The following is a 26,109-nucleotide window of genomic DNA, read 5'->3' as shown; positions in this document are numbered from 1 at the left end:
TTACTGGTTCATTGGCAGTGTTAAAACTCCATAAGGCATAACCTGTATACTGGCATCGGGGTTTTCTGCCAGTATATTGTCCAGTGTTTCCTGTATGCTTTTTGCCGGTTTGAAGAACGCATTTTTAGCATCTTCTTCCGGCATATTGGACACCAGATAAAGATTGAACTTTTTTGCCATTTTAGCAATATTTGCAGCTTTATGACCACCAAGTTCAAACGAACAGTTGAATTTTTCAATGGTTTCTTCAGGAGTTTCAAGTTCTCTTGTCCATTTTTCAAATACAGCATTTCCGAGACATTCCTGACATTTAGCTGAAAGGATTATCGAGCCGCCTTCAACAGCTGCATTTTTTGCATTTTCGAGACCTTTAACTGCCTGATAAAGATTCAGGTCTTTTGGATATCCACCGGGGCTTACCACTACTATATCCGATGGTTCGACTTTAACCTTATAAATGCTGTCAAGATATTTTACACCCTTTCTATGGGCTTCAATCACGTCACCAGCGGTCGCATAAATTATATCTTTTTGACTGCTTAATACAACATTAAACAAAAAGTCAGCCCCTACCATCTGTGCAGCTTCCTCTATATCGGTTCTTACAGGGCTTTCTATCACACCGGTGGTAGCCTTGTCATCTCTCATCATTTCGTGGTTTGTCATGACGGTTTTTTCAGAACTTACTGCTGGAAGGATTGCTTTTCCACCGCCACTATATCCGGCATAATAATGAAATTCTATATTACCGGTGCAGACAATCATATCAGAATCAAGCACTTCTTCAAAAATCTCTACCGGAGTTCCGTTGCTTGTATCACCAATATGTCTGCAGCGTTCTCTGTCATGCTCGATACATCTGACACGATTGTATATGTCTGAACCCACAAGCTTTTCCATTTCTTCTTCAGTCTGATTGCGGTGGAGACCAAGACCAAATACAATTGTTATATTTTCATCCTTGATTCCTCCGCGATACAGTTCATTTAAAAGGGGTGGTAACATCTTTGATGTAGGAGCAGGACGAGTAGTATCGCTTACAAGCACTGCTACGGTTGATTCATCATCTACAATCTCTGAAAGTCGTTTACTTTTTACCGGATTTTCCAGAGCTTTTTGCATTAAAGATGATTCATCTTCTGTAATTTCCGGTTCTTCTGGAACTATGACACGTGATAAATTTTTGTCTGGTATATCCAGAGTTAAACTGTCGTGCCCATACGGCAGTTTTATCGAACTCATGCAGAAAAAGAGGAGATTAATGCTATATATTATTTTTTGATTTTTAAATATTCCACCATTGCCTTTGTATCCCGATAACCTCGTCCACCCTTTTTAATACATTTTCTGAAACATTGTTTTTCTGAATTTCTATTAAATGAGGCTCAGAATTTATAGCCGTTATAACCTGATAGATAGATTCAGCCAGTTTTTCATGTTGATATCCGCCTTCCAATACCAATATAAACTGTTTGCAGGTAAGGTCGGCAATTCTTTTGATATATCCTGCCAGTGTAGCAAATCCTTCAGAAGTTAACTTCATGCCGCCAAGCATATCATTTTCCTGTGCATCCATCCCTGCAGATACCATAATTATGTCGGGCTGAAACTGCAATGCTACAGGCATAAATATTTTATCAAAAACATAGGCATACTCGTCATCGGTTGAACCGGCAAATAATGGAACGTTGATGTTGTATCCTTCACCTTCTCCAGATCCGGTTTCATCCATCCATCCGGTACCCGGAAACCATGGATAGCGGTGAGTAGACATATACATTACAGTGGAATCTGAATAAAATGAATGCTGGGTACCGTTTCCGTGATGGACGTCCCAGTCGATTATAAGAACACGTTTCATTCCCTGTGATTGAGCATATTTTGCAGCAATGGCTATATTATTAAAAAGACAGAACCCTTTTGCTCTATCGGATTCAGCGTGATGTCCGGGAGGTCGTACCAGTGCAAAAGCGGAATTATTGGTATATGTTTCATTTACTGCTCTGATAGACCCACCGGCAGCAAGAAGAGCTGCACGATATGAATCCTTTGATACAACAGTATCAGGGTCAAGAGGTATTTCATTGTTGCAATGATATTCAACTTTTTTAATATAATCTGGTGTGTGGATAGTTTGAATCTGGGATATTTCAGCGGTATTAGGTTCTACTAAAGGATGGTTTTTAAAAACATCTTGCTTTTCCAGATACTCTACAGCATGGCTGAGACGTATGGATGATTCAGGGTGGTTGCCAGTATTGTGTTTGAGATAATCCGGATGGTATATGATGGATGTCATAGTAGTGTATAATTGTTATGAATTTTGTAGATTTTAATTTTCCCATTATGTTCAGGAATATTTTCCAGTAAACAGGTTATATATTCCAGCAATAATGAAACCGGCAACAACAAGCAAACCTGCCAGATTAGGTAACAAAACCTGATTTTCCATAGAGGGAATATTGTTAAGCATTAATAGCCCGAACAATATAGCAAATGCAATCATAAAAAATAACATACCTGTTTGTACAGTACCCATTAAAACACCAAATTGTAAATAATAAAAAGCTAATAAAAAACTTGTCCTTTTTATTATATAACCTAAAAAATTTCCTACCGAAAAGTTAATTTGTGTATAGTGGTTTTATATACTGCAGATATTGAATTGAATAATTTATGATACTGTTTCTAAAATTGATATCGATTATATTTTCTGCGTTTTAACTTTGATGAGATAAGGGTTTGGATAATATGGAGAATTCTGTGCAAACTGTTCTAAAAGGTGCTACTATCTTTGATGGGACAGATAATGGTTTTCATACTGATGCTTTGTTGGTATTTCAGGATGATGAAATTGTATATATTGGTTCACAAAAAGATTGTGATATAAAAATAGATGATGAATCATTGTTTTATGATGTATCTGGTCAATTTATAATACCGGGTCTTATAGATACCCATGTTCATCTGGATTTACATGGTTTTCCAGATACTTATCAGGAAAACCTTCTGGATGATAAATACAGGGCTATTCGTGCAGCTATAGATATGGAAAAGACTGTAAATTCAGGGTTTACTACAGTCAGAAACGTGGGTTCTGTAAATTATATAGATATTGCTGTAAAAAAGGCTGTCGAAGATGGGCTTATTGCAGGTCCACGTATATTGACAAGTGGTAAAATAATCTGTATGCAATCTGCTGGAAGTGAGTATTTTTCCGGTATGTATCGCGAAGCGGATGGGGTGGATGAAAACCGAAAAGCTGCACGTGAGCAACTTAAAGAAGGTGTAGATTTTCTTAAAGTCATGGCAACAGGAGCAATAATGAATCCCGGAGGGATACCAGGTGCACCACAGCTTGATGTCGAAGAAATAAGTGCAGTTGTAGATGAGGGTTTAAAACTGGGTATATATACAGCAGCCCATGCACATGGTTCAGAGGGTATTAAAAACGCTATTAAAGCAGGTGTCAGAACGATTGAACATGGAACACTGGCGGATGAACAAACGCTGAAGATGATGAAAAATAACAATGTATATTTAGTATCTACTCTGTCATCAAATTATTTCATGGTACGAAAGGAAAATGAAGCTTTGATTCCAGATTTTATGCGTGAAAAGGCTGAAGAAGTAGCCCAGATGCGTAAAAATGTTATTCGCAAGGCGTTGGAAATAGGGGTAAAGGTTATTATGGGTACTGATGCCGGTACACCATTCAATTATCATGGAAACAATAGTATGGAACTTGTTAGATATGTTAGAGAAAACCTGATGACACCTGAACAAGCTATTATTGCATCAACCCGTACAGCTGCAGAGGCTATTGGTCTGGGTGATGTTACAGGGACACTTGAAGTTGGGAAATCCGCAGATTGTGTAATCCTTAATAAAAATCCAATGGAAGATATATCCTGCCTTCTGGAAACTCAAAATATCATTATGACTTTTAAGGAAGGTAATCCACAAAAGTGTTTGTGTGAATGGAACATATAATATTTTCATATAAATTAAAAACAATATGGGGTAAAGTTATTGACTGACAATAAAAAGAAAATACTCATAATATGTGAGCAAAGTGATATCCATCTGATTATGGAAAGCTTCAACCATACTGATAACTATCAGATTAGTATAGAAACCACAGAAGATATTCTTGGGAGAGGTGTCACAAACGCTCTAAAAGACATCATCCAGCAAATCAACAATAATCCTGATATGTATGACGGAGTGGTGGGAACCCATGATTCATCTGCAGTTTTTGCATCGGTTATATGTGAACATACAGGTATGCCTGGTATTTCTGTAGAAGGTGTAGTTAACTGTCAGAACAAATATATATCACGGCAATTACAGGAAAAAATTGTCCCTGAATACATTCCTAACTTTTGTTTGGATGAAGAGTATCTCAGCAATTTGGAAAAATCTTTACCGGCATTTGCCAAACCTGTACGATCCAATGTATCATTTGCGGCTCAAAAAATTGATACTACCAAAGACCTACAGCAATTAATTAATGATTTTGGAGAGTATATCAAGGATTACAACCAGTATTATGTGGACTCACTATCATTGTCAAGTTATGATAATCCTGAAAACCTGTATACATGTAACAAGTTTTTATGTGAAGAACTAATTTTTGGTACACAGGTAACTGCTGATTGTTATGTGTACAACCAGAAAGCACATGTTTTTGCGCTTACAAAAGCAGCTTTTTTTGATGATAAAATAAGTTTTTCCCATCATGAGTTTCCTTATCAGGTTTCGCCTGAAACAGAACAAAAAATCTATAATATGATTGATAAACTGGCAAAGAATCTAAAACTTGACAACACTTTCATCAATGTAGAATTAAAAATTGATGAAAAAACCGGTAATGTATCTATTATCGAAGTTAATGCACGTATTGCTTTCCAGTTTGCAAAAACCATTGAAACTGTCAAAGGATTTGATCCACTCCATTTAATCTGTGATCTGGCATCTGGAGATGAACCTGATATTTATCCTGAGTTTGCTCCTGAATATTCGATGTGTTACAATTTTGAACTACGCAAATTTTCAGACAAACTGGTAACAAAAATACCGGATGCAAGAAATATAGCCCGGATAAAAAAAATCTATCCAGGAGTTGAAATACGAAACCTCATTTTAAATGGGGGTAAGTTATCCGATTACAAACACAACCCTGAAAGTTACAGGTACTGTATACTTGATATTCCGGGTAACAACAAAGAGGAAATAATGGATAAATTAGAAGATATCAAAGCGATGTTGAATTATCGTTTTATGGATATTGAAGAAACTGAATACCCTCTGCAAGGACAAAGTTTTTGATATTTTATTCTATAGTTGAACACAGATTATTTGTTATTAATTTGCAATATATTTCATCTTTTGTTGGTATAATTATAATTATAAGCAACAAATATTGAGTTATCGACTATAATAATAAATATCGAAAATTTTTAGTAGATAATGCTATAGTACGAATAGAGAGAGCTGTTAAGGCATCCATATGAAACCCCCCAAAGATGTCAATCATTTTTTTACAGCTCTCTCTAATGTTGTCCTGTTTTATAATAATGGAAGGTAGAAAACCCTGATGTCTTCAGCATCAGGGCTGAATACCGTCCAATATATAACGTAACATATAAATAATGTTAAATCATAATAATTATGGTATGTTAAAAGCTTACAAGTATCGTATGTATCCAAACCAAATCCAACAGGAGTTAATCGCAAAACATATAGGAGCTTGTAGGTTCATATACAACTGGGCATTGGAGAACAAACTCAAATCTTATGAGCAGGATGGTAAAGCAATATCAAGATTTGAATTGAACAAACAGATAAGGGTATTAAAACAAGATCATGAATGGTTGAATGAAATTAACTCTCAATCATTACAGGGAGCTACTCTTAACCTGGAAAATGCTTTTACCAAAATTTTCAGAGAAAAATCAGGTTTTCCAAAGTTTAAATCCAAGAAAAACCCAGTACAATCGTTTTCTGTTCCTCAGTATTATAAAGTCGATTTTGGTAATAATAAAGTATACATACCTAAAATCGGCTGGATAAAAACAAGGCTCCATAGAAGTTTTGATGGTAAACAAAGGACTGCGACTATAACAAGAACACCGACAGGAAAATATTATATCAGTATTTTAGTCGATGACGACAAACAATTACCACAAAAACAGACATTCTACGAAGTTAATACAGTAGGAGTCGATGTAGGAATCAAAGATTTCGCTGTCACATCCGATGGTGAAAAAATCGATAATCCAAGATACCTGAAAAATTCAATTGAAAGATTGAAGGTATTACAGAAAAGGCTCAGCAGAAAAAAGAAAGGTTCTAACAATTACAAGAAACTGAAACATCAAATAGCAAAATATCATGAGAAAATTGCTAATCAGAGAGAAGATTTCCAGCATAAGTTAAGTAATAAACTGATAAGCGAGAACCAAGCTGTAGCACTGGAATGTTTGAATGTAAAAGGACTGCTGAGAAATCATAATCTGGCACAGCATATAACCGATGCTTCATGGAGTAGTTTTGTACAGAAATTAGAGTATAAAGCAGAATGGTACGGTAAAAATATTATCAAGATAGGACGATTCGACCCATCAAGCAAAATCTGTCATGTATGTGGATATTATCATCAGGATTTAGAACTTAAAGACAGAGAATGGGAATGTCCTGACTGTAAAACGATACATGATAGGGACATCAACGCATCAGTTAACATTAAAAAATTCGCACTGGATAAACAGAATCTAATTTCACCTTTGGGATGAGGGGTAGAGCCTGTGGACTTGTTCCCATAAGGGAAAAGGATGAAACAGGAAGCCACTTGGTTTTTAGCCAAGTGGTAGTTCACTTGTGTTTGTTGATGACAAAAATCCAAAACAATTATATGCTTGAAAATAAATGTAGCTATCCATATAACCTACTTAAATTTAAGTACAATCATTAATATCAGGTGAAAACAATGGCAAGATTTCCAGAAGCGGAAGAGAGGATACTCAATAAAACAATCTGTATGGATTGTAATGCAAGAAACGCTCCGAAAGCAGAACGCTGCAGAAAATGCGGCTATAAACATCTACGTGGTAAATCCAAAGACTCAAGAGGCTGATTTAATCAATGCAGGTTGAAAAGTACCTTAATGATATATCAAAAAATCAAGGTACAGTTCATTTAACACTCATAGACCCTGCATCCCAGTCTCCTGATGAAGCTGCAGAAATAGCATTTGCAGCAGCTAATGGTGGGTCTGATGCTATCATGGTGGGTGGTTCAATTGAAGCAGGTGGAGCACTTTTGGACCAGACCCTGATAAAAATCAGGGAAAAAACCAGTATTCCTACCATACTTTTCCCTGCCAATGCGGGTGGTGTAAGTGCTTATTCAGATGCAATATTTTTCATGAGTCTGTTAAACTCCCGGGATATAAATTATATAACCACAAATCAGGCAATGGGTGCTCCACTTGTTTATAAATTCGGTATTGAATCCATATCTATGGCATATCTTATAATAGAACCCGGTGGTACTGTAGGATGGGTGGGGGATGCAAAATTAATTCCGAAAAACAAACCAGAAATAGCAGTATCATATTCACTGGCGGGCAAATATCTGGGGATGCATTATACCTACCTTGAAGCAGGATCAGGGGCTGATGAACCGGCTTCTCCCGAAATGATAAAAGCTGTCAAAAAAGTACTTGGAGATAATAAACTGATAGTAGGTGGGGGAATACGTGACCCTGAAACTGCAAGAGTATGTGTTAAAGCCGGTGCTGATATGATTGTTACCGGAACAGTTGTAGAAGAAACTTCTGATGTTGCCGCCAAGATTGAGGAAATTGTTTCGGCTATCAAAAATGAATAAAAATTTATTTTTTTGTTTTTGAGGTTTGCTTATGCTGAGATTGAGTAATGTTGTTAAAGATTATGAGATAGGTTCTGAAAAAAAACGCATCCTTGATGGTATAAATTTAGCAGTAAATGATGGTGAAATCCTTGGAATCACCGGAAGAAGTGGTAGTGGAAAAACAACATTACTTAGAATTATACGTGGTGTCGAAAATTTTGATGGCGGTATAATCGATTTGGATGGAAACGTAATAACACCTGAATCTGGTTATGAAGGAAAAAGGTTTTTAAACCTTAATACTGCTATCCATCTTCAACGTTCTTTTGGATTATGGGCAGGACCTGCCATCGAAAATATAATCAGAAAGCTAAACTTTTTTTACTCTGGTGACGAATCGCTTCCCTCAGAGGATTCTCCGTATTATGAAGAGTTGTATAACACTGCGCTGTCATATTTAAAACTTGTCGGACTTGAGAATAAAGCTCTTCATTCATCCAATTTTTTAAGTGGCGGTGAAAAGCAGAGATTAATACTTGCCCGACAGCTCTCGGCAAAACCCAGAGCTTTACTCCTTGATGAACCGGTGACAATGACCGGACCCGATACCAAGCAGGAGATACTTGATGTTATTAAATCCCTGAAAAACCGCCTGAATATACCAATTCTTGTAATATCACATCTTCCAGAAATACATATGTACCTCTCTGACCGTGTTATATATCTTGAAAACCAGAAGATTATTGATGAGGGTGAACCTGAAAAGGTGCTCAAAAATTTCCTCAAAAAATTGCAACCAAGTATTGAACTCTCAGATGTCCATAATAAAAAGCCCTGTATAAAAGTGCAAAATCTTTCCAGAAGATTATCACTGATACGTGTCGGAGAAGTCTTAAGCATCAAAAACCTATCACTGGATATCAATGAAGGTGAAATAACAGCATTTGTAGGCTCATCGGGTGCGGGTAAAACCACACTGCTAAAAATGATAGAAGGTCTGCATGAGCCAGACAATGGTAAAATATGTTATCTCCATAATGGTGACTGGGTGGATATCTCCCATTACAGTTTACAGCGCATGGAACTCCGCCGCAAAATCAGCCTGATGCATCAGGAATTCATCCTTCCTCCTCATTCGACTCTGCGTGAACAGATAGCTTTTAAACTCAAAATTAAGAGAGAGGGTGCTATCGGCTATGCAAGAAAAAAGGCTGATGAACTTGGTATTTCAGATGAATTGCTTGACCTTATCTATAAACTACCTGATATGTCAGAGGATGAAAAATCAGATATTTTACAAAAACTTGGTGTAACAGAAAATATCTATTATGAACTGTTCCCTGAAATAGAACAGGAAGATGTTGAATCATACGCCAGAGAGATATTTGATGCTCTTGACCTATCAATGGATGTACTTGATAAAACAACCTATCAGATGAGTGGAGGAGAGCATGTAAGGGCTTTTATAGCACTTTCAATGTCAACTTCACCTGAAATTTTAATGCTTGATGAGCCATTTGGTGACCTTGATCCTATAACTCTTAGAGATGTGACAAATTCTCTAAAATCAATCAACAAAAATTTTGGAACAACAATTGTTCTTGTAAGCCACCATATGGATTTTGTAAATGAAGTTGCACATAGGGCTATACTGGTTAACAACGGCGGTATTGAAATGGACGGAGAACCTAATAAAGTTTGCCGGTATCTTATAAACCAGAGTAATGCTGTATACCTTAATCAGTCAATTAAAGACTTGGCAAAATAAACATCCCAAAATTATAATTTATTTTTTGGTTTATTTTTCGATACATATTTACCTGATGACAAATAATTATTTTATAGGGGATACAAATACTACATATTGTAAAACGTTTCTTCTTATTATGGGAGGTTTTGTTTATGATTGAAAATGTGAAAAAATTAGCACTTATGGGAATTGGTGCATGGGCACTTACCGAAGAAAAAATAAATGAAACAGTTGAAGAACTCGTACAGAAAGGGGAATTGAGCAGGGAAGAAGGCAAAAATTTAGTAAATGAAATGATTGCTGAACGAAGGAAGCAGAAGGAAGATATTGAAAACAAGATTTCTGAAAAGGTTCAGGAAACATTTGAACAATCCAATATTGCAACAAAAGAGGATTACAATAACCTTGAAGAGAAGATAGACCAGATTCAAAACACACTGGAAGAATTAAAGGAAAAAAAGTAAAAGAGGATTTATATTTGCAAAATGCTGAATCTTCTTGGGATTTTTCCCCATCGCAGCCGGTAGTAGGTGATGTTTTAAAAATAAATGGGAAAAATATCCCTAAATCTGAAGTAAATATTGTAATCTCTTTTGAAAAAGATGTACCTGTTAAAGATGGGATGTATGAGTATATATTTAATAACGTGGATATACCATCTCCACCAAACCGTTATACAGTTACAGCCAAAAATGTAGAAAATGTCAAATTCAGCGTAAAATTATTATTCTGGTTTACCCGGAAAAGAAAATCTTCGTCAGGAGTAGCGGTTTTTGAGGATTCAAATGTTCCTCCCGGGACTTATGATACAAAAATACACGGTAAAGCCAATTCGGGTGAGTCCAGTGTTCGTCTGAATATTCAGGCATTACAAAAAATAAAAGCAGATTCTGATGGTAATTTTAGTTTCAGTTATGATACTTCTGCCCTGCCGCCCGGAGATTTTACTTTGAAGGTTAATGACTCAGCTGTAAATGTAACTTTATATCCAAATAAATAATATGAAAAGAGTTCTTAAATTTTAATTGTCAAAAAATTTTAAAGTGTAATAATAAATAAAGGGTATATTAATACCCATTAAACATTATTATATTATTGGTGTTTGTTCATGAGTTTCATGAATTCTGCTGATTCCATTACTGGAACGCAGTCTATTTCACATACATCGCTCCACGGCAGGTTGAATGCTCCATAAGATTCTGGATCATCGGTTTCAAAGAGTATAAAATATCTTCCCCCTGTCAAATCAACCCACTGGTTTTTGATGGTAATTCCTGATGGAACCTTTAATTCTTTAAAATGTTCCATAATGTCGTCTCTATTTTCAGGTTTCCATGTACTTATTGCCATAAATAACATTTAATTCACTCTCCCATATTTGTGTTATATAACACAAACACTTACATAATTAATTAGACTTTTAACGCATATATTTTTTTCTATTTATCGGCTTTTATTCTTAAGCATTATAACCTGATATTTATGTAGTAAGAGATAACATTAATTTTTATAACTGTAAATCATTAATCATCTAACATTAACCAACCACTATAACTGAGAATATGGCTCCCGGAACATTTCGCAAATACCGAATGTTGAAAAGGTATAAAGATATCGTTGATGTCCTCATAAAATATGAATTTGGGCATATAGTAGACCGAATGGGTCTTAGACCGTTTGGTTCTTTTAAATCAAGAGTTGGAAAAAGTGTAAAAAAAGAATACCGGTATTTAACCGGTCCTGAAAGGGCACGTATGGCTCTTGAAGAACTCGGTCCCACATATGTAAAACTGGGGCAGATACTTAGTATGCGCCATGACCTGATACCTGCAAAATATGCCAATGAATTTGCAAGGCTTCAGGATAATGTTCCACCATTTGATTTTGAATCAGTAAAACGCATTATAAAAAACGACCTTGGTAAGGATGTTTCTGAGTTTTTTTCAGAATTTAGAGAAGAACCTATAGCATCTGCATCTATCGGACAAGTTCATTATGCTAAACTGCTTAACGGGGATGAGGTTGCGGTTAAAGTACAGAGACCGGGTATAAGAAAAGTTATAGAATCAGACCTTGACATCATGTATAGTCTTGCTGGTTTTGCTGAACAGCATATAGAAGGTGCTGAGTTATACAAACCTACCGACATTGTTGATGAATTTTCAAAATCGATTCATGCTGAAATGGACTATGTAAGGGAAGCCACAAACATAGAGCGCTTTTCTAATAACCTAAAAGATGACCCAAATATCTATGTCCACAAAGTATTCTGGGATTTTTGTGGCGAATATGTGCTTACAACAGAATATATCAGGGGTATTAAAGGAGATGATTTTGAAAAAATCGATGAATATGGGTTTAACAGGTACAAAATAGCTGAAAACGGCGGACAATCATTTATGAAACAAGTCTTTGAAGACGGTGTTTTTCATGCTGACGCTCATTCAGGAAATGTTCTTATAATGTGGGACGGGAAAATAGCTCTTCTTGATTTTGGAATGGTGGGCTATTTACCGGATTATATCAGAAAGGGTCTTGTAGACACACTAATTGCAATTGTGGAACGTGACACATCAAAGTATATCGAAATACTTAGAGAATTTGGTATGGTAGGTTATGATGTAGACACATCAAAATTAACACTGGATATTGAATACATTTTGAATAAGTATTATGGAAGACCAATGTATCATATTGATGGTGCTGCCATGATTGAAGATATCGTTGCAGTACTTAGAAGAAACTGGGTTACAATTCCTAACAATCTGGCAATGTTGATAAAGGGAATGATGACAATTGCTGGTTTTGGGACTATGATGGCTCCCGGTTTTAATATAATACAGATTGCAGAGCCTTACGCCAAAAAATTAATGCATGAAAGATTAAGCCCAAAAAACCTATCAAAAACAGCTTTTAAAGACATCTGGGAGTTTGGAAGGTTTTTTCACAAATTGCCCAAACAAATGTCAAATATTCTTACATCTGTACAGGATGGTGAAGCAAGGATTGTTTTTAAACATGAAGGGATAGAGCCTGTCGTCTCAGAGATAAACGCTGCAAGCAATCGTTTGTCGTTTAGTCTTATCATTGCATCAATAATTATCGGTTCGTCACTTGTAATCCAAACTGGCATGGGTCCGGTTATAGGGGGCATTCCGTTGCTTGGTCTTGCAGGATTTGTAATAGCGGGAATATTTGGTATGGGACTTGTGATATATATTATCAGAAGTGGTAGTTTTTAATATCGTCTACTGTAAAAATCTATAATTAGAAAAAAAATAAATACAAATATTAACTGGCAAAACTGTGTATTAACCAATATTTTCAATTTATAAATATAGATTGTATGTATGTTTATATTGCTTTGGGTTATATATTGATGTGGAGAATAATCTTTCTGGATGTTTCAAAATGACAGATGCACTGATTGAGAGGAAACTTATTGAAATAATGCGTATCATAAGTGAAAGTGATAAACCAGTAGGTGCAAGATCCATAGCTGATGAATTAAACAACAGAGGTTATGGAATAGGAGAGCGTGCAGTTCGCTATCATTTAAGGATACTGGACGAAAGGGGATTTACTAAAAAAGAAGGATATTCGGGACGTGTAATTACAGAACTGGGGGAAAAGGAACTCAGGGATGCTCTTATAGGTGACCGTTTAAGTTTTGTAAGTACAAGAATAGAAGAACTAATGTATAGGATGAATTTCGATCCTGAAACAGAAGAAGGCAATGTTATTGTAAATATTTCTCTGGTTGATAATAATGACCTTGAGGATGCACTGGAAATTATTAAAATTGTAACAGCAAATGGTATTACAATAAGTCCGAGAATACAGATATTTGATGAGAATTCTGATTCAAAAATCGATGTACCGGAGGGGAAAACAGCTATTGCGACTGTTTGTAGTATAACAATTGACGGTATTTTACTAAATCAGGGTGTTCCTGTTGAACCTGCATATGGCGGTACATTGAATATTAAAAACAATGAACCTGTTAATTTCCAAGACCTTATATCATACAGCGGAACTTCTATAGACCCGATTAAGATATTCATGAGCAGAAAAACAACATCTGTTCTGGATGTTCTGGATACAGGCACAGGAAAAATACTTGCCAATATGAGGACTATACCTGCATCAGCCTCTGAAAAAGCTCTTGATGTTATAAATAGGATTAATGCTTCAGAAATCGGGGGTGTCATAAGAACCGGTGAATCCGGTGAATATGTATTCGGAGCTCCAGTTGATTTTGGTATGTCTGGTGTGCCAGTTTATGTAGGAACCAATGTTATCTGTGCAGTTGAGGAAGCTGGAATAGATGTGGCTACGTATCCTGTTTCTACAGTACTTGAATACAGTAACATGTCAAAACTTTAATTTTTCAAGATGTTTCCGATAAAACTTCGAGCACATCATCTGCTTTGTATTCAAGGCTTTCAAGGATATGGATACAGCCAAGATTTTATAAAGAACATGAAATATATTATAAACTGTTTGAATTCCCACGGTTCCTTGATAGATATAATAACAGATTGTGATGTTATTTGTTCTTTCTGCCCTTACAACAAAAACGGAATATGTAAATTGAATTCTGCATCAGATTTAAAAAAAATGGATGAACTGGTAATCGATAAACTTGGTTTGGAAGAACATATGGTGATATCACCAGAATATGCGTTTTCACTTGTAAACAAAAAACTGCAAAAAACTCTCGATGCAGATGAAGTGTGTGGTGGATGTATCTGGAAAGAGAAATGTCTCTGGTACCTTTCAAGAGACATAGAATAAAAAAAAGTAGGTACCTTTCAAGAGACATAGAATAGAAAAGTAACTGGAAGATTATTCTTCCAGTATCTGTTCTGCAACATCCCTATATGCGTCCATTACATAATCTATGCCTGAGACCTTTGCGGATTCTTCGGTGAGTGCCATGAGGTCCTTGCGGTCGAGTTTTGAGATGTTGAATTTTCTTGAACCTGCCATCAGTTGTTGCAGACCGACTTTGGTCTTTTGTGCATAGGAATAAATACCAAGTGCACCAAGTGGCATGTTCTGCATTTCATTCTCGCCATAGCGTTCTTCAAGTTCTTCATAGTGGGGGAATATTTCATCTATCCTGTGACCGTACTCTGCTACAGTCTTTGGCAGGTTTTCTTCTTCAAGCCAGTTTCCGATATTCTTGCCTACCATGCCTGGTATCATTAGTGCACGGCCCATGCATACTGCTTTGAAGTATGGTGAACCCATAGCAAGAGCTTTATAGATACCGTCTTCACTGGAGAACCCACCAGCCATTGCAAGGTCAGGAACTTTTTCACCTTTGTTATTCAATTTGTCTGCAAAATCATTAACAAGGGACTGTAAATAGAATGCTGGAATTCCCCATTCTTCCATCATTGGCCATGGACTCATTCCTGTACCACCGGGTGCACCATCATAGGTAAGAAGGTCGACTTTTGCTTCAGATCCGTATTTCATAGCCATTGCGGCTTCGGTCATTGAATATGCACCGGTTTTTAGAGTTACACGGTCAAATCCGATGGAATGCAGATAATCTATTTGTTCGAGGAATTCTTCTTTATCTACAAAACCAAGTCTTGAGTGTCTCTCGAATTCTCTTATTGCACCGACTTTATAAGCTTCCTGTACCGATGACAGTTCAGGGTCAGGTGTTACAATGTATCCACGTCTTTTCAGTTCAAGTGCACGATCAAGTGTTTTGACTTTAATTTCTCCACCGATACATTTGGCACCCTGTCCCCATTTTATCTCAATGGTTTCCATGTTGTGTTTACTTGCAAGATATTCTGCAACACCAAGGTTTGTATCTTCCACGTTAAGCTGGACAAGCATTTCTCCATAGCCTTCATGATACCTATTATAGGCTTCGATTCTGCGGTCCATTTCTGGTGATTCTTTGACTTTTCCTTCACCATCGAATTTGAGTTCAGGGTCTACACCGCAGACGTTTTCTCCACATACGAGGGTAATACCGGAGATTGCAGCACCTACAGCAAAGTGTTCCCAGTTCTTTCTTGCTATATCAGTGGAACCAAGTGCACCGGTAAACATCGGTACTGACATTCTTACTTTTTTGTTCCATCCATATTCAGTTTCAGTATCAACATTTGGGAATCTTGCTGTTTCAGGGCTTGCTTCCATTCCTTCAGGAAGCCCATGGGCACCGACTGCATATCCCTGTATGTTAAGATGTGAATAATCTACAGGATAATCTTTGTCTGCACCAGCAGTTATTTCTCCAAAAGGACCTGGATAAAGTACTTCTCGCCCTCTAAATGATGATTTAAAAATTTCACAGTTTCCACGGCATCCGTCTACACAGCGAGTGCATATACCAGACATCGGTGCTACACTTTTAGAACGGTTGAATGTTCTTGTTGCTTCATTTGCATTTGGTTGTCTTAGATTTCCCATATAATCCCTTTTGTGTGTTTATAATTATAGTTATCTTATATCACTGCGATTATCATCTACACAGTAAACGGCAATTAACTGGGGTGTAATCTTATATAAATTTTATTGTTAATAGGCTTTGCTTAAAATGTCCATTGTTTTTTAGCGAGTTCATTTGATTTACTTAGTATTAATATTAAGAAACGTTGTTTCTATAAATTAATTAAAGATGAAAGATGATAGTTTAATTGCCTAAATTATTTAATAATAGGGGGTTTAAAATTGGAAGAAGCATTTATAACTAAATATTATATAGGAAAAAAAGTATCACTTGATGCTGAAGGTAAAACATATCATGGCACAGTTGCTGAATGTAATGATGGCGTACTAAGCCTGAAGTGGGATGTTGAAGACGAATACACCCATATAGAAGTTGAAAAAATAACCGCTATCTGGAAAAGAATGTAAATTCAATGGAATAAAACTAACTACTAATTTATTAGTTTCAATGTCTTTACTCAAGCATTGTTTTTAATTTTTTATTTTTGAATTTGTTAATAGGTTACCTTTTTATTTTTTATCATATTATATAATATAATAAATTTCATAAGGCTTTGCCCAAAAACCCCTATATTTTTTGTGCAAACTAATCACTTTTTGTGCATTTGCTCTAAGGAATTAGGCTTCCGTTTCATGTACTATTTGCACAAAAAAATGTCAAATGAATAACCCTGACACATAGCCTTAAAATCTAATTTTTAACTAATTATATAAAAAGTAGTTATCAACCTTAATCTTTAGAAAATAATTAAAAAATAAAAAAATTAATTATATAGTAATGGATAACCTGAAGATTCTTTTTATGTTTATTTACTATTTAATCACTTGCACAAACACCTCCTTCTTTATTGTCCATAATTCCATACTGATACATTGGTTGGAGTTCGACATTGTTTTCATTAACTTCATGTATCAGTACACAGATGTTGTGACAGAGAACTTTACAAAGCACTTCGTTTATCAATGCTTGCTCATCTCTACTTTTTAGTTGAACACCAAATTTCGATTTCATCATATTAAAAACGGATTCTACCTTGTTACGGTTCCCGAAATGCTTAGAGAATTCAGCTTTGTTATTAACGAATTTCCGATATTCTTCAGCCCATTCAGATACGCCTCTTGATTTCCCTGTAAGATTATTTTTGAATGGGATGAATGGTTCGGCACCCAATTTGCGTATCAGTTCTATGTTTGATTTAGAACTATAGGCTTTGTCAGCTGAAATCTCTTCAATATTGAAACGCTCTGCTGTTCTATATATCAAATCACTGAATGGTATATTATCATTTACTCTGTGTTGAGTCACTTTAGCGGCAGTTATGATTTTTGAATCCAAACCTGCCATTATGTGACATTTCATCCATATTCTTTCATCCTTTTTTACCTGATATTTATGTTCATACCAGGTATCTGTGACTGATGTAGAAAAACCGCTAGAATCGACTGCAAATATGTTTTCTACATTGACGAAAGGAAGGCCAGTAATGTCGATTAAGTACTGAAGCCAACTCTCCAGTTCACTACTTTTCATACAATTTAATATTGTATTATAATGGACGTGTGATTGGATGTATCCTTTTTCATGAAGGTATCTTACATCTGTGTCAAACCGCCTTCCAGACAGCATACTATATACTTTTGCCACCGAACAAAAGGTAGAATCTTTTGGCGGTGTTTTTGGCCTTCCATTTCCTTGTTGATATTCTGGAAGAAATTCACATATTTCATCAAGGATTTTGTACAGCGCTTCTTTTTCTGTGCATTGGTATGTGTTATATGCAGACCAATTCTGAGTAAATTTTGAAGCCTCTTCATGCTGCTCTTCAAGTTCTCTGAGTTTACTAGACAGTTCATCTTTAGGTGGAAGTTCAGAACCATCTTCGAAAGCTTCTACTGCGTATACATGTTTACAACATGTTATTCGGTGTTCAGAATCAGGACAGTTACAACTGAAACCTTTCATTTTATCAAACTTGACTTGATACTCCTTATTCTGGTCACCTTTAACTGTCCAAACCTTGTGGTTTCGCTTAATACTCCCCCTTTTTGCAATCAACAAACCACGTAGTTTCCTTATTTGATCTGGTAGTCTCTTTGGTAGAGTTATACCCGATACACTTTGCTTTTCTGGTTCATTACTTTCGATTGATTTTGCTGAACTTTCTTCATCGAGTTTATTTGAACCAGTTGTTATCTTTCCCTGATCCTTTTCTTTTTCTTTTTTTCTTTTATTCCATGTGTTTAATACGTAAATATTCGAATCTTCTAACATTAATTCGTTTCTCCTTGAATTTATCTCGATAGTTTCTTTTGTTCATATTTCTCTCCTCCTCAATACTGCTGTTTTTTATTATAGCAGTCTCTTTGTTGCTGGTTATATGTTCGTCTATCTATACAACTAGACTATTTTAATCTAGTAAATTTGGGCTCTTTCTGTCTTTTTGTTTATTACTTTGCTTGTTTAATCACCTCCAGCTTATTTTTTGCCTCCTAAGCTTTTTTAATAATCTCTCCTCTCCACTAAATATATTCTATATGTTTAATATAAAAATTTTCAGGACGATTTTTCGGTATTCCGAAACTATGATCAAATTAATACATAGATCAGTTATTAGAATTTTAATAAATTAGGTTCGGTTGGACAAATATTAATGCAAACTTTAAAATCAGTAACAATAAATCCTATTTAAGATTAAAACAAGATAAAAAGTCTACGCTTCATTGAAACATTGTTTTGAAAAAACCTTAATTCTTCATCATCACAGAGCATATCGATATTAAGTCTTAGTATTTCTTCAATATAATTCTCTCTCAGATTCAAGCTAGAAAATGTAACCGACTCAACTTTTTCCGCTTCGTAACCATTGATTTTATACATCCAGTACCACCAATAGGAATTATAAAATAACTTTTTAATATTTTTATCTTATATCTGGTTTCCATATATTGATTAATCATTGAAAATTTAATGTTATACTTTTTGTGCAGACGGACTTTTTGGACAATACCGTTTGGTGTCATTTGACTCTAAATGATTATAATGATCTGATAAGATCATCAGGAACAGCCTGCTCAATATATGGATTCAAAAAATATTTTTTGTACTTCCCACTACTTTCAAAAGTAATTATATCATCATTGTGGAATTTCTTAATATGCCAATTTATGGTTCCTTTGTTCAATGAATGTTTATGTAAAAGTTCCTGATTTGTTATACCGGGTTGTTCTTTTATCGATTTCAACAGCTGTTTACTTGTTTCATTCTTAAGATGTGGGATAATCGTTTTTTCGATATCATTGAATGTATCTGAATTTTGGATAGCCAGTGTGTATTTGTCTGATTTTATCAACCTGATTTTTTCCATGGTTTCGAGCAGTCTAACATGATATCTCACGGTACCCCTGCTTATAGCCAGATTACTTGATATGTCAGCTATACTACAACCAGGGTTATTAACTATATAGTTGTAGATTCTTCTACGGTTTTTGTTGCTGAACAGGTCTTTTATTATACTTAGTATAAACGGCAGCAGTTTAACTCCGCTCAAAAAAGTAATTATAATCCCTGAAATGTGGGCAATTTGGATCCATAAAGGTAAATCCCAAAACGTAATAGTTTTGTCTGCACCACTCGTATCCACACCTTCTTGACCTTCGATGTTTTCATCATGAGGTGTTACTTCATAGCCCCCATCTTCTGCAAATGCTGGATTGGTGAATATAAGAATAAAAATGAAAATTAGTATTACTTTTTGCATAATCATATCAGATCGTATAGTCTTCTGTTCCATCAACTTGTTGCCCATACACTTTATATTTCCAGTTTCCAGAGGCTAATCCATTTGGATTTTCAACATCAAGATTTATCCTGCCATCTATAGTTCCGTCATCGCTGTCATAATAAGGTCCTAGTTTATGACCATCGGCTGTATAAATAGTGAGTTTTAATGAATCATCCACATCTCCCCAATTCAGATCAACGTTTAATATAGTGGACCCATCTTCTACATATTTATTATGCCAATCAGTTTCTCCCTGTGAAATTGAATCAGAAACTGTCATAATACCTACACTGGTTTCGGTGTCCTCTGCTGGTTTAACAATATAACCATCTTCTTTTGTTATAATTGATTCATTATCTCCATTTGTTGTTGCAGTAGCAAACGATACAGTTAACAGCAAGACAAGTGTGAGTATACATATCTTCCTAAACAATTTCATCACTCCCGCAAATTAATCTGTTAATAAAACAAATAAAAATCGCTTTATTTATTTTTTCTGACCATTCCATCAAACTGAGTATCTAATAGTTCGTAACAGTTTGACAGATTGGTTATAAATTATTTATAATGTAAGTGCATTAGATTGGTTCGAGAACATCGAAAAAAGATGTTCTCAAGATACAATCTAATCTGGGGCGAGTTATTGTATCAATATATACCAACAAAAGGTTGTCTGGGGGCAAGGTTTGGCATATAATTCGTTGCCTAATCTTGCCTCTTGGACTACAAAAGTAAAACCAAGAGGTGAACAATATGAAAGGTATAGCAAAAATAGGAATATCTGTGCTGTTCGTATTGCTAGCGACCATGGGAACATCTATGGCTGCTGGAGGAGATACATATTCAGGTGCTGTAGAGATAAATGTACCTGAAGACCGCTTAGGTTACTTCGGAGAGTACGAAAAAGGAACAGGAGACGACTGGTTCAAATTTGATGGATCTGGAGGAGATTGCGCAGAAATTGATCTGGACTATACATTCACCAATGATTATAACGGTGAAATGTATTTGCATGACGAATACGAAGGTGATATCGAAGCACATATTACAGATAGCAGCACAGACCGATATGCTAACAGTTTAGATGGCTCCTGGCCAAGAATTGAAATTAATGGAGACTGGGGTGCAAACTACGAATTTGTTGCAGGTATGGACACTGATAAATGTAGTTAAACCTATAGGAAGGGGTCTAAATTTTTAGACCCCATTTATTTTTTACAATCAGAGGGGTTGAATGCGTAAAAAGTTGAAATTAACATTGTTGGTTATCGTGTTGAGTTTGTCAATAGCATTCATTCAGCCGGTTTGTGCAGGTAATAATACAGATTCGATGAATGTATCGATAAAATCTGACCTTGATGAGACATTGGGCAACGACACCCTTGACCTTGTAAACGAGAGTCGTCTTGAGGTGGATGGAGATCCAGACATGTATGTTCACTGGTCTCCTGACGGAACTCGTGCATTGTTACTTACCAGACTTACAGTGCATGCTAAAAATAAACCTGAAGCAACCACAAGAAGTGAAATAAAGGCATTATACCTGATGGAGGCTGACGGTTTTGATATAAAACGAATAGCATGGGGGGAATGTACACCCTATACACGTAAAGTGGGTAATGATAAATTAATAGGACTCCCATCATGGAGCCCTGATGGAGATGTATTTACCTATACATCAGAAGAACTTGCTAAGAATGGAAATATCTTAGGTGAATTTTTAATTGTTGATGCAGACAATTTGAATACGATTGAGAAGGGATCTTTTATATCTAATAAAATAGATTTTATAAAAAAATGGTCTCCTGATGGAAGTTATTTGTTATACAGAGGATACAAAAAAGGTGAAGGTCCAAAATGTTATCTATTAGATTTGACACGAAATATTACGCGAAGATTTCCCATTACACAATATAACCCCGAAGATATCACATGGTCACCTAAAGGAAATAAAATAGCTTTTTTAGGTGAAGATAAGGGAAACGAAAGTGCTTTTGTATATAACCTGGATAATGGAAACCTTAGAAACATATTTTCCACAAAAAACTCATCCATCCATAACCCACTATGGAGTCCTGATGGTAGAAAACTTGCTTTTAGTAAGATAGAAGATAACAATGTCAAAGACGTATACGTCATAGATATAAATGTAGTAAACGGCAGACCATATAAACTAACCACACTCCATGGCGGTATTTTGGTGGAGTGGTTGGATAGTGAGAAACTTTTATACACTGAATATTCTCCTGAAGATAACCTCTATTCTATATCTGTAAACAGTAGAAATAAAACACTATTGTATAACAGCACCAATGAAAGTGGTATAGATTACTCATATAGTGACCATAGTTTTGTCGATCCTACAGGTGAGTTTGTATTTGTAGAGGAACAGACAGGACTTAATTATAAGACGAATGGTTATATAAATAAATTCACACTGATGGATACTGACGGTTCAAATAAAAAAGACTGGAAAATAAATCCACAAGGTTTTGAATGGTGCGGTGATGATTTACTTCTTGAAGTTGTAACTGAAAACGATACCAACAAGCTCGTCATGGTTAATGCATCTACAAAATCAGAGAGCAATACATCTGTCAATGGCAGCCATATTGAAAAGATTAACTGGAACCCTACGGGTCGTTATCTGTTTACAAGGACTTACAGTCAAAAAAGGTCCAAACAAGTATATCATAACCAGATTATGGAAATTTCCGGTTATGGTAAACCCATGCGAATAGATGTTGATAATGAATTAACAACCAATAGTTCGGTTAAAATTTCAGTTAAAGCAGTTTCCGGTAGTGTTGGTAATGCTACAGTATATTCAAATGGAGAAAATATCGGAAGAACGAACTCAGAAGGAGTATTATCCCATCAGTTTAAAAATAACGGAAGCTACCGGTTAAAAGCCGTAAAAGTTGGATACATTAACGCCAGTCATAAGGTGTCAATAGGCGGCAAAAGTATAGTGGATAAGGTTGGAAGTAGGATTGATAATTCAGTGTCTGATAAAAATGAAACAGATAATCCCGGATTGTATGGTAAACTATTGTTTATAGTGGTACTTGTGGGATTGACCTTCTTAGCATTTTATGGCTACCTGAAGTTCAAAAAATAACTTTATTTTGAGTGGTATGATGGTGCAAAATCTGAAAAATACATTTGTTATTGCACAGAAAGAATTTGCAGATAACCTGTGGAGCCCAAGGTTTATCCTGATGGTCATTGTGTTCACACTGGTTGTTTTCTCATCCAGTTATAACTCTGTAAACTCTGTAATCAATGTTAGTAACTTCTCATTTTTAGCAGGATTTCTAACTGTCACACAAACTATAGCAATCTTCCTGCCGTTGTTGGGATTTGCACTTGGATTTGACAGTGTTGTTAAAGAAAAAAAATCTGCGTCGTTGAACATCTTTCTGACCCACCCGGTATACAGGGACAACATTATCACAGGAAAGATATCAGGTGCGATGATTACACTGTTATTTGTGGTATTCATATCGGTTGTATCCTCGGTAGGAACGAATATTATAATTTCAGGAATGAAAGTGGGCTGGTTTGAACTGGAGAGGACACTGATATTCGCGATTCTTACGTATCTCTACATGTCAATTTTCCTGGCACTTGGTATATTCATATCTACATCTGTAAACAGTGAAATCAAATCTTTGATTTACGGCATCTGTACATGGCTTGTACTATGTGTGATATACAGCGCCATTGTAGTGATGATAGCAAGTGCTGTCACCGGTCAATCACCGATGTACCTGAATAATAATGATGAAGTATTGGACCTTAATGAACAATTGACGAAATTATCACCGGTTTACCATTATGCAAAGCCTGTTCAAGATCAACCGGGTTTAACAACGGGTGGTGTTTCAAGAGGTAAAATTGTAAAAAATACTCTTAAATTGTTTGATAACCGCTATACACTTATCCAGTGGTTGGAAGAGTACTGGGAAAATATACTGGTTCTTACTGTCACGCCCTTGATTTTGCTTATAATGTCGTATATCAGTTTTTTACGTCAGGATATAAATGGGGAATGATATGAACAGCGAATCTGGAGACAATAAAGGAATAGGTCTAAGAAATATACTCTTTGTTGCACAGAAAGAGTTTGCAGACAACGTCACAAATTCCATGTTTCTGTTACTGACTGCAACTTACTTGCTAATCATTTTCACATTTTCATATCGGAGTGTTATACTGGACACTAGCCTGAAGTATGGCCTGTATGAAGATTTCATATTGTTATCCGTATTCGGAGGATTAATTGAACAGGTTGGCTGGTTCATCCCACTGATAGGTATTGCACTGGGATTCAATACAGTGATAAAGGAAAGAAAATCAGGGTCTTTGAACGTTTTACTGACTCATCCAGTTTTTAGGGATAATATAATCGCAGGCAAATTACTGGGAATAACAGGCGTGATTGCATTTGTAATTATGTCTACAGTTGTTATATCGTCCGGGACATTGATTGCTATGCTGGGTATCCAGGTCAGTTTAATGGAAATCACAAGGATTGCATTGTTTTCCGTTTTCACACTGTTTTATGCTCTTATCTATGCCGGTATTGCTGTTCTGATATCCACAGTAGTGTATGAAGCTACAAATTCGCTTATTTACAATGTTGCTATTTGGATTTTGACCTGTATATTTACAGGTTCGATTATGGAAACACTCTCTGACCTATTGACAAAGGCTGGCATCGATCTGAAGGCTTCTGAACTGATTATGATTTCACCCCTTCACTACTACAGTAAAATAACTCAGGGTACAGCAGATATGAGTTTCTTGGGAGTAGGAGTTCAATATGAGATAGATGGAATTCTTGATGCACAATTTACACTTGCCCAGTGGTTCAACACGTTCTGGACCGATATTACAGCCATACTGATAATACCGATTATTCTCCTGTTCGCATCTTTCATCATGTTCATGAGACAGGATATAACACTATAATATGGAGGATTTGTTGATGTTTGATAAAGTGGATTTTAAACGTTTAAAGATTTGTATCATCGCTTTCATCCTGTTAATTTCTATATTTTCACCTTTATCAGCAGCCGAGGATGATGACTGGGCATCAATTGCAGCAACAAGTACAGTGACAGGTAAGGTTGTCTGTCCTGGAGATACTGCAGAATTTACACTTGATATTGAAAAAGGGTGTAATGTTTCTGATAAAGCATGGTGCTCACTATCTGTCAGTGAAAAACCTGAGGACTGGACTGTCGGGTTCTATAAAAACAACGACGAGGTAACCCATATCACATTTTCCGAAGGTGAAGACGAAACAGAGGAAGTGACTTTGAGAGTTGAAGTACCGTCTGACGCTTCAGAAGGGAGATATTCAGTATGGTCAGAAATTGACCCTGATGATGGTGATGTCATCTCAAGAAGGTATGCAGTTACAGTGGATAAAGATGCAGGTATGAGTCTTGATATGTATTCTAATGCTCCCGGGCTTGTTACAAGACCGAATGACCCCGTTGAATTCGATGTCACATTAAAAAACGATTACGATAACCGTGTAACAGTTGACCTCTATACTGACAAAAAACCCGAAAACTGGGATGTTGAGTTTTTACAGGATGAAAACGGTCAATACAGGCAGAACAAAATCAGTATAGGACCAGAGAATACGCAGGATTTCATTGTAAAAGTCCATCCCGACAGCAATTCTTCCAATGGAGTCTACCCTGTCATCATTAACGCCATTCCGGAATTCGGGGGTTCAGAAATATCGCAAAAACTTGAATTATCTATTGACAGGTCACTTGAGAAAACCGAAGTATTGAGTGTGTTCCCAAATACCCGCAGCATCACACTGAACCCAGGGGGGTCCAGAGAAATCACTGTCAACCTTCGAAACTCTGGAGACCAGACTCTTAACAATGTGGAATTAAGGGTACAGACCGATTCAGGAATTAGTACAGATGTTAAAAGCTTTGGTGCTATTGATGAACTGGAATCCGGGGATTCAGAATCAATACCTGTGGAAGTATCAGCAAGAGCCAGTGTAAATTCAGGCTCTAATGAAATTTTAATGCGTGCTGTAAGTGACGAAGTGCAGAGTGATGACGAGCAGGTTGAAGTTAGTATCGAAAAATCAAGTAGCAGTGGTTTTATCGGTATCGGTATGGTGCTGGTAGCTGTGATTGTACTTGCTTTATTTGTTTACAGGTTCGGAAGGAGGTAATT

The 26,109-nt window shown here is 36.1% G+C and carries 25 protein-coding genes; 17 read left to right on the top strand and 8 right to left on the bottom strand.

All coding sequences use genetic code 11. The features are described from left to right. Genes larA through METEV_RS07600 form a run of 3 tightly spaced genes read right to left on the bottom strand, consistent with a single transcriptional unit; the run spans nt 1 to nt 2,539 of the window. On the bottom strand, nt 1-1,242 hold the full coding sequence (gene larA, locus METEV_RS07610; RefSeq protein WP_013194943.1) for a nickel-dependent lactate racemase: 1,242 nt from the start codon (nt 1,240-1,242) through the stop codon (nt 1-3). A gap of 43 nt (nt 1,243-1,285) precedes the next feature. Next, complete coding sequence (locus METEV_RS07605) at nt 1,286-2,299, bottom strand: histone deacetylase family protein (RefSeq protein ID WP_013194942.1); 1,014 nt, start codon at nt 2,297-2,299, stop codon at nt 1,286-1,288. Nucleotides 2,300-2,350: 51 nt separating this feature from the next. Beyond that, nucleotides 2,351-2,539 (bottom strand): hypothetical protein, encoded by a 189-nt coding sequence (locus METEV_RS07600; RefSeq protein ID WP_013194941.1) that lies wholly within the window; start codon nt 2,537-2,539, stop codon nt 2,351-2,353. 212 nt (nt 2,540-2,751) lie between these two features. On the opposite strand from METEV_RS07600, the gene METEV_RS07595 reads away from it, so the two are divergent. The 8 genes from METEV_RS07595 (at nt 2,752) to METEV_RS07560 (ending at nt 10,625) form a co-directional block, all read left to right on the top strand. Then, nucleotides 2,752-3,993, top strand: a complete 1,242-nt coding sequence (locus METEV_RS07595; RefSeq protein ID WP_013194940.1) for a metal-dependent hydrolase family protein — start codon at nt 2,752-2,754, stop codon at nt 3,991-3,993. A gap of 39 nt (nt 3,994-4,032) precedes the next feature. Beyond that, on the top strand, nt 4,033-5,331 hold the full coding sequence (locus tag METEV_RS07590; RefSeq protein WP_013194939.1) for an ATP-grasp domain-containing protein: 1,299 nt from the start codon (nt 4,033-4,035) through the stop codon (nt 5,329-5,331). A 347-nt stretch (nt 5,332-5,678) separates the two neighbouring features. Beyond that, entirely contained in the window at nt 5,679-6,797 is a 1,119-nt protein-coding gene (gene tnpB / locus METEV_RS07585) for an IS200/IS605 family element RNA-guided endonuclease TnpB (protein WP_049891278.1), read from the top strand. A gap of 194 nt (nt 6,798-6,991) precedes the next feature. Next, on the top strand, nt 6,992-7,138 hold the full coding sequence (locus METEV_RS07580; protein ID WP_013194937.1) for a 50S ribosomal protein L40e: 147 nt from the start codon (nt 6,992-6,994) through the stop codon (nt 7,136-7,138). Between the two features lie 8 nt (nt 7,139-7,146). Next, a complete protein-coding gene (locus METEV_RS07575; RefSeq protein WP_013194936.1) occupies nt 7,147-7,893 on the top strand; it encodes a geranylgeranylglyceryl/heptaprenylglyceryl phosphate synthase in 747 nt (248 codons plus the stop codon). Between the two features lie 31 nt (nt 7,894-7,924). Beyond that, complete coding sequence (locus METEV_RS07570) at nt 7,925-9,643, top strand: ATP-binding cassette domain-containing protein (RefSeq protein ID WP_013194935.1); 1,719 nt, start codon at nt 7,925-7,927, stop codon at nt 9,641-9,643. Between the two features lie 134 nt (nt 9,644-9,777). Continuing rightward, nucleotides 9,778-10,089: a phasin family protein gene (locus METEV_RS07565; protein ID WP_013194934.1), complete on the top strand. Its 312-nt coding sequence runs from the start codon at nt 9,778-9,780 to the stop codon at nt 10,087-10,089. 14 nt (nt 10,090-10,103) lie between these two features. After that, nucleotides 10,104-10,625 (top strand): hypothetical protein, encoded by a 522-nt coding sequence (locus METEV_RS07560; RefSeq protein ID WP_013194933.1) that lies wholly within the window; start codon nt 10,104-10,106, stop codon nt 10,623-10,625. A 92-nt stretch (nt 10,626-10,717) separates the two neighbouring features. On the opposite strand, the gene METEV_RS07555 is transcribed toward METEV_RS07560, so the two are convergent. After that, complete coding sequence (locus tag METEV_RS07555; RefSeq protein WP_013194932.1) at nt 10,718-10,984, bottom strand: DUF3303 domain-containing protein; 267 nt, start codon at nt 10,982-10,984, stop codon at nt 10,718-10,720. A 203-nt stretch (nt 10,985-11,187) separates the two neighbouring features. Between METEV_RS07555 and METEV_RS07550 the strand changes: the two genes are divergently transcribed. The 3 genes from METEV_RS07550 to METEV_RS07540 all read left to right on the top strand — a co-directional run bounded on the left by METEV_RS07550 (nt 11,188) and on the right by METEV_RS07540 (nt 14,422). Then, nucleotides 11,188-12,867 (top strand): ABC1 kinase family protein, encoded by a 1,680-nt coding sequence (locus tag METEV_RS07550; protein ID WP_013194931.1) that lies wholly within the window; start codon nt 11,188-11,190, stop codon nt 12,865-12,867. A gap of 169 nt (nt 12,868-13,036) precedes the next feature. Further along, on the top strand, nt 13,037-14,011 hold the full coding sequence (locus METEV_RS07545; RefSeq protein WP_013194930.1) for a DUF128 domain-containing protein: 975 nt from the start codon (nt 13,037-13,039) through the stop codon (nt 14,009-14,011). A gap of 9 nt (nt 14,012-14,020) precedes the next feature. Beyond that, a complete protein-coding gene (locus METEV_RS07540) occupies nt 14,021-14,422 on the top strand; it encodes a DUF1284 domain-containing protein (RefSeq protein ID WP_013194929.1) in 402 nt (133 codons plus the stop codon). Nucleotides 14,423-14,473: 51 nt separating this feature from the next. Here METEV_RS07540 and METEV_RS07535 read toward each other — a convergent pair whose 3' ends face one another. Then, the gene (locus tag METEV_RS07535; RefSeq protein ID WP_013194928.1) at nt 14,474-16,069 is read right to left on the bottom strand and encodes a glutamate synthase-related protein; all 1,596 of its coding nucleotides are present in this window, start codon (nt 16,067-16,069) and stop codon (nt 14,474-14,476) included. A 261-nt stretch (nt 16,070-16,330) separates the two neighbouring features. On the opposite strand from METEV_RS07535, the gene METEV_RS07530 reads away from it, so the two are divergent. After that, nucleotides 16,331-16,516: an MM0924 family protein gene (locus METEV_RS07530; protein WP_013194927.1), complete on the top strand. Its 186-nt coding sequence runs from the start codon at nt 16,331-16,333 to the stop codon at nt 16,514-16,516. A 409-nt stretch (nt 16,517-16,925) separates the two neighbouring features. Here the strand turns inward: METEV_RS07530 and METEV_RS07525 are convergent, their stop codons facing one another. The 3 genes from METEV_RS07525 to METEV_RS07510 form a co-directional block, all read right to left on the bottom strand. After that, nucleotides 16,926-18,380: a transposase gene (locus METEV_RS07525; RefSeq protein WP_013194926.1), complete on the bottom strand. Its 1,455-nt coding sequence runs from the start codon at nt 18,378-18,380 to the stop codon at nt 16,926-16,928. A 763-nt stretch (nt 18,381-19,143) separates the two neighbouring features. Then, the gene (locus METEV_RS07515; RefSeq protein ID WP_232216843.1) at nt 19,144-19,866 is read right to left on the bottom strand and encodes a winged helix-turn-helix transcriptional regulator; all 723 of its coding nucleotides are present in this window, start codon (nt 19,864-19,866) and stop codon (nt 19,144-19,146) included. A gap of 7 nt (nt 19,867-19,873) precedes the next feature. Then, nucleotides 19,874-20,329, bottom strand: a complete 456-nt coding sequence (locus METEV_RS07510) for a hypothetical protein (RefSeq protein WP_157197319.1) — start codon at nt 20,327-20,329, stop codon at nt 19,874-19,876. Between the two features lie 314 nt (nt 20,330-20,643). Here METEV_RS07510 and METEV_RS07505 point away from each other — a divergent pair, with 314 nt between their 5' ends. The 5 genes from METEV_RS07505 to METEV_RS07485 all read left to right on the top strand — a co-directional run bounded on the left by METEV_RS07505 (nt 20,644) and on the right by METEV_RS07485 (nt 26,107). Next, complete coding sequence (locus METEV_RS07505; protein WP_013194922.1) at nt 20,644-21,063, top strand: hypothetical protein; 420 nt, start codon at nt 20,644-20,646, stop codon at nt 21,061-21,063. A 61-nt stretch (nt 21,064-21,124) separates the two neighbouring features. Beyond that, nucleotides 21,125-23,011: a TolB family protein gene (locus METEV_RS07500; RefSeq protein WP_013194921.1), complete on the top strand. Its 1,887-nt coding sequence runs from the start codon at nt 21,125-21,127 to the stop codon at nt 23,009-23,011. Nucleotides 23,012-23,027: 16 nt separating this feature from the next. Further along, the gene (locus METEV_RS07495) at nt 23,028-23,948 is read left to right on the top strand and encodes an ABC transporter permease (protein ID WP_232216842.1); all 921 of its coding nucleotides are present in this window, start codon (nt 23,028-23,030) and stop codon (nt 23,946-23,948) included. Nucleotide 23,949: 1 nt separating this feature from the next. Beyond that, complete coding sequence (locus METEV_RS07490) at nt 23,950-24,867, top strand: ABC transporter permease (protein ID WP_157197318.1); 918 nt, start codon at nt 23,950-23,952, stop codon at nt 24,865-24,867. Nucleotides 24,868-24,883: 16 nt separating this feature from the next. Further along, a complete protein-coding gene (locus METEV_RS07485) occupies nt 24,884-26,107 on the top strand; it encodes a COG1470 family protein (protein ID WP_013194918.1) in 1,224 nt (407 codons plus the stop codon). Nucleotides 26,108-26,109 lie beyond the last annotated feature (2 nt).

The sequence above is a fragment of the Methanohalobium evestigatum Z-7303 genome, from assembly GCF_000196655.1.
In the GTDB taxonomy this organism is placed as follows: Archaea; Halobacteriota; Methanosarcinia; order Methanosarcinales; family Methanosarcinaceae; genus Methanohalobium; species Methanohalobium evestigatum.
This window is presented reverse-complemented; position numbering and strand designations above follow the sequence as displayed.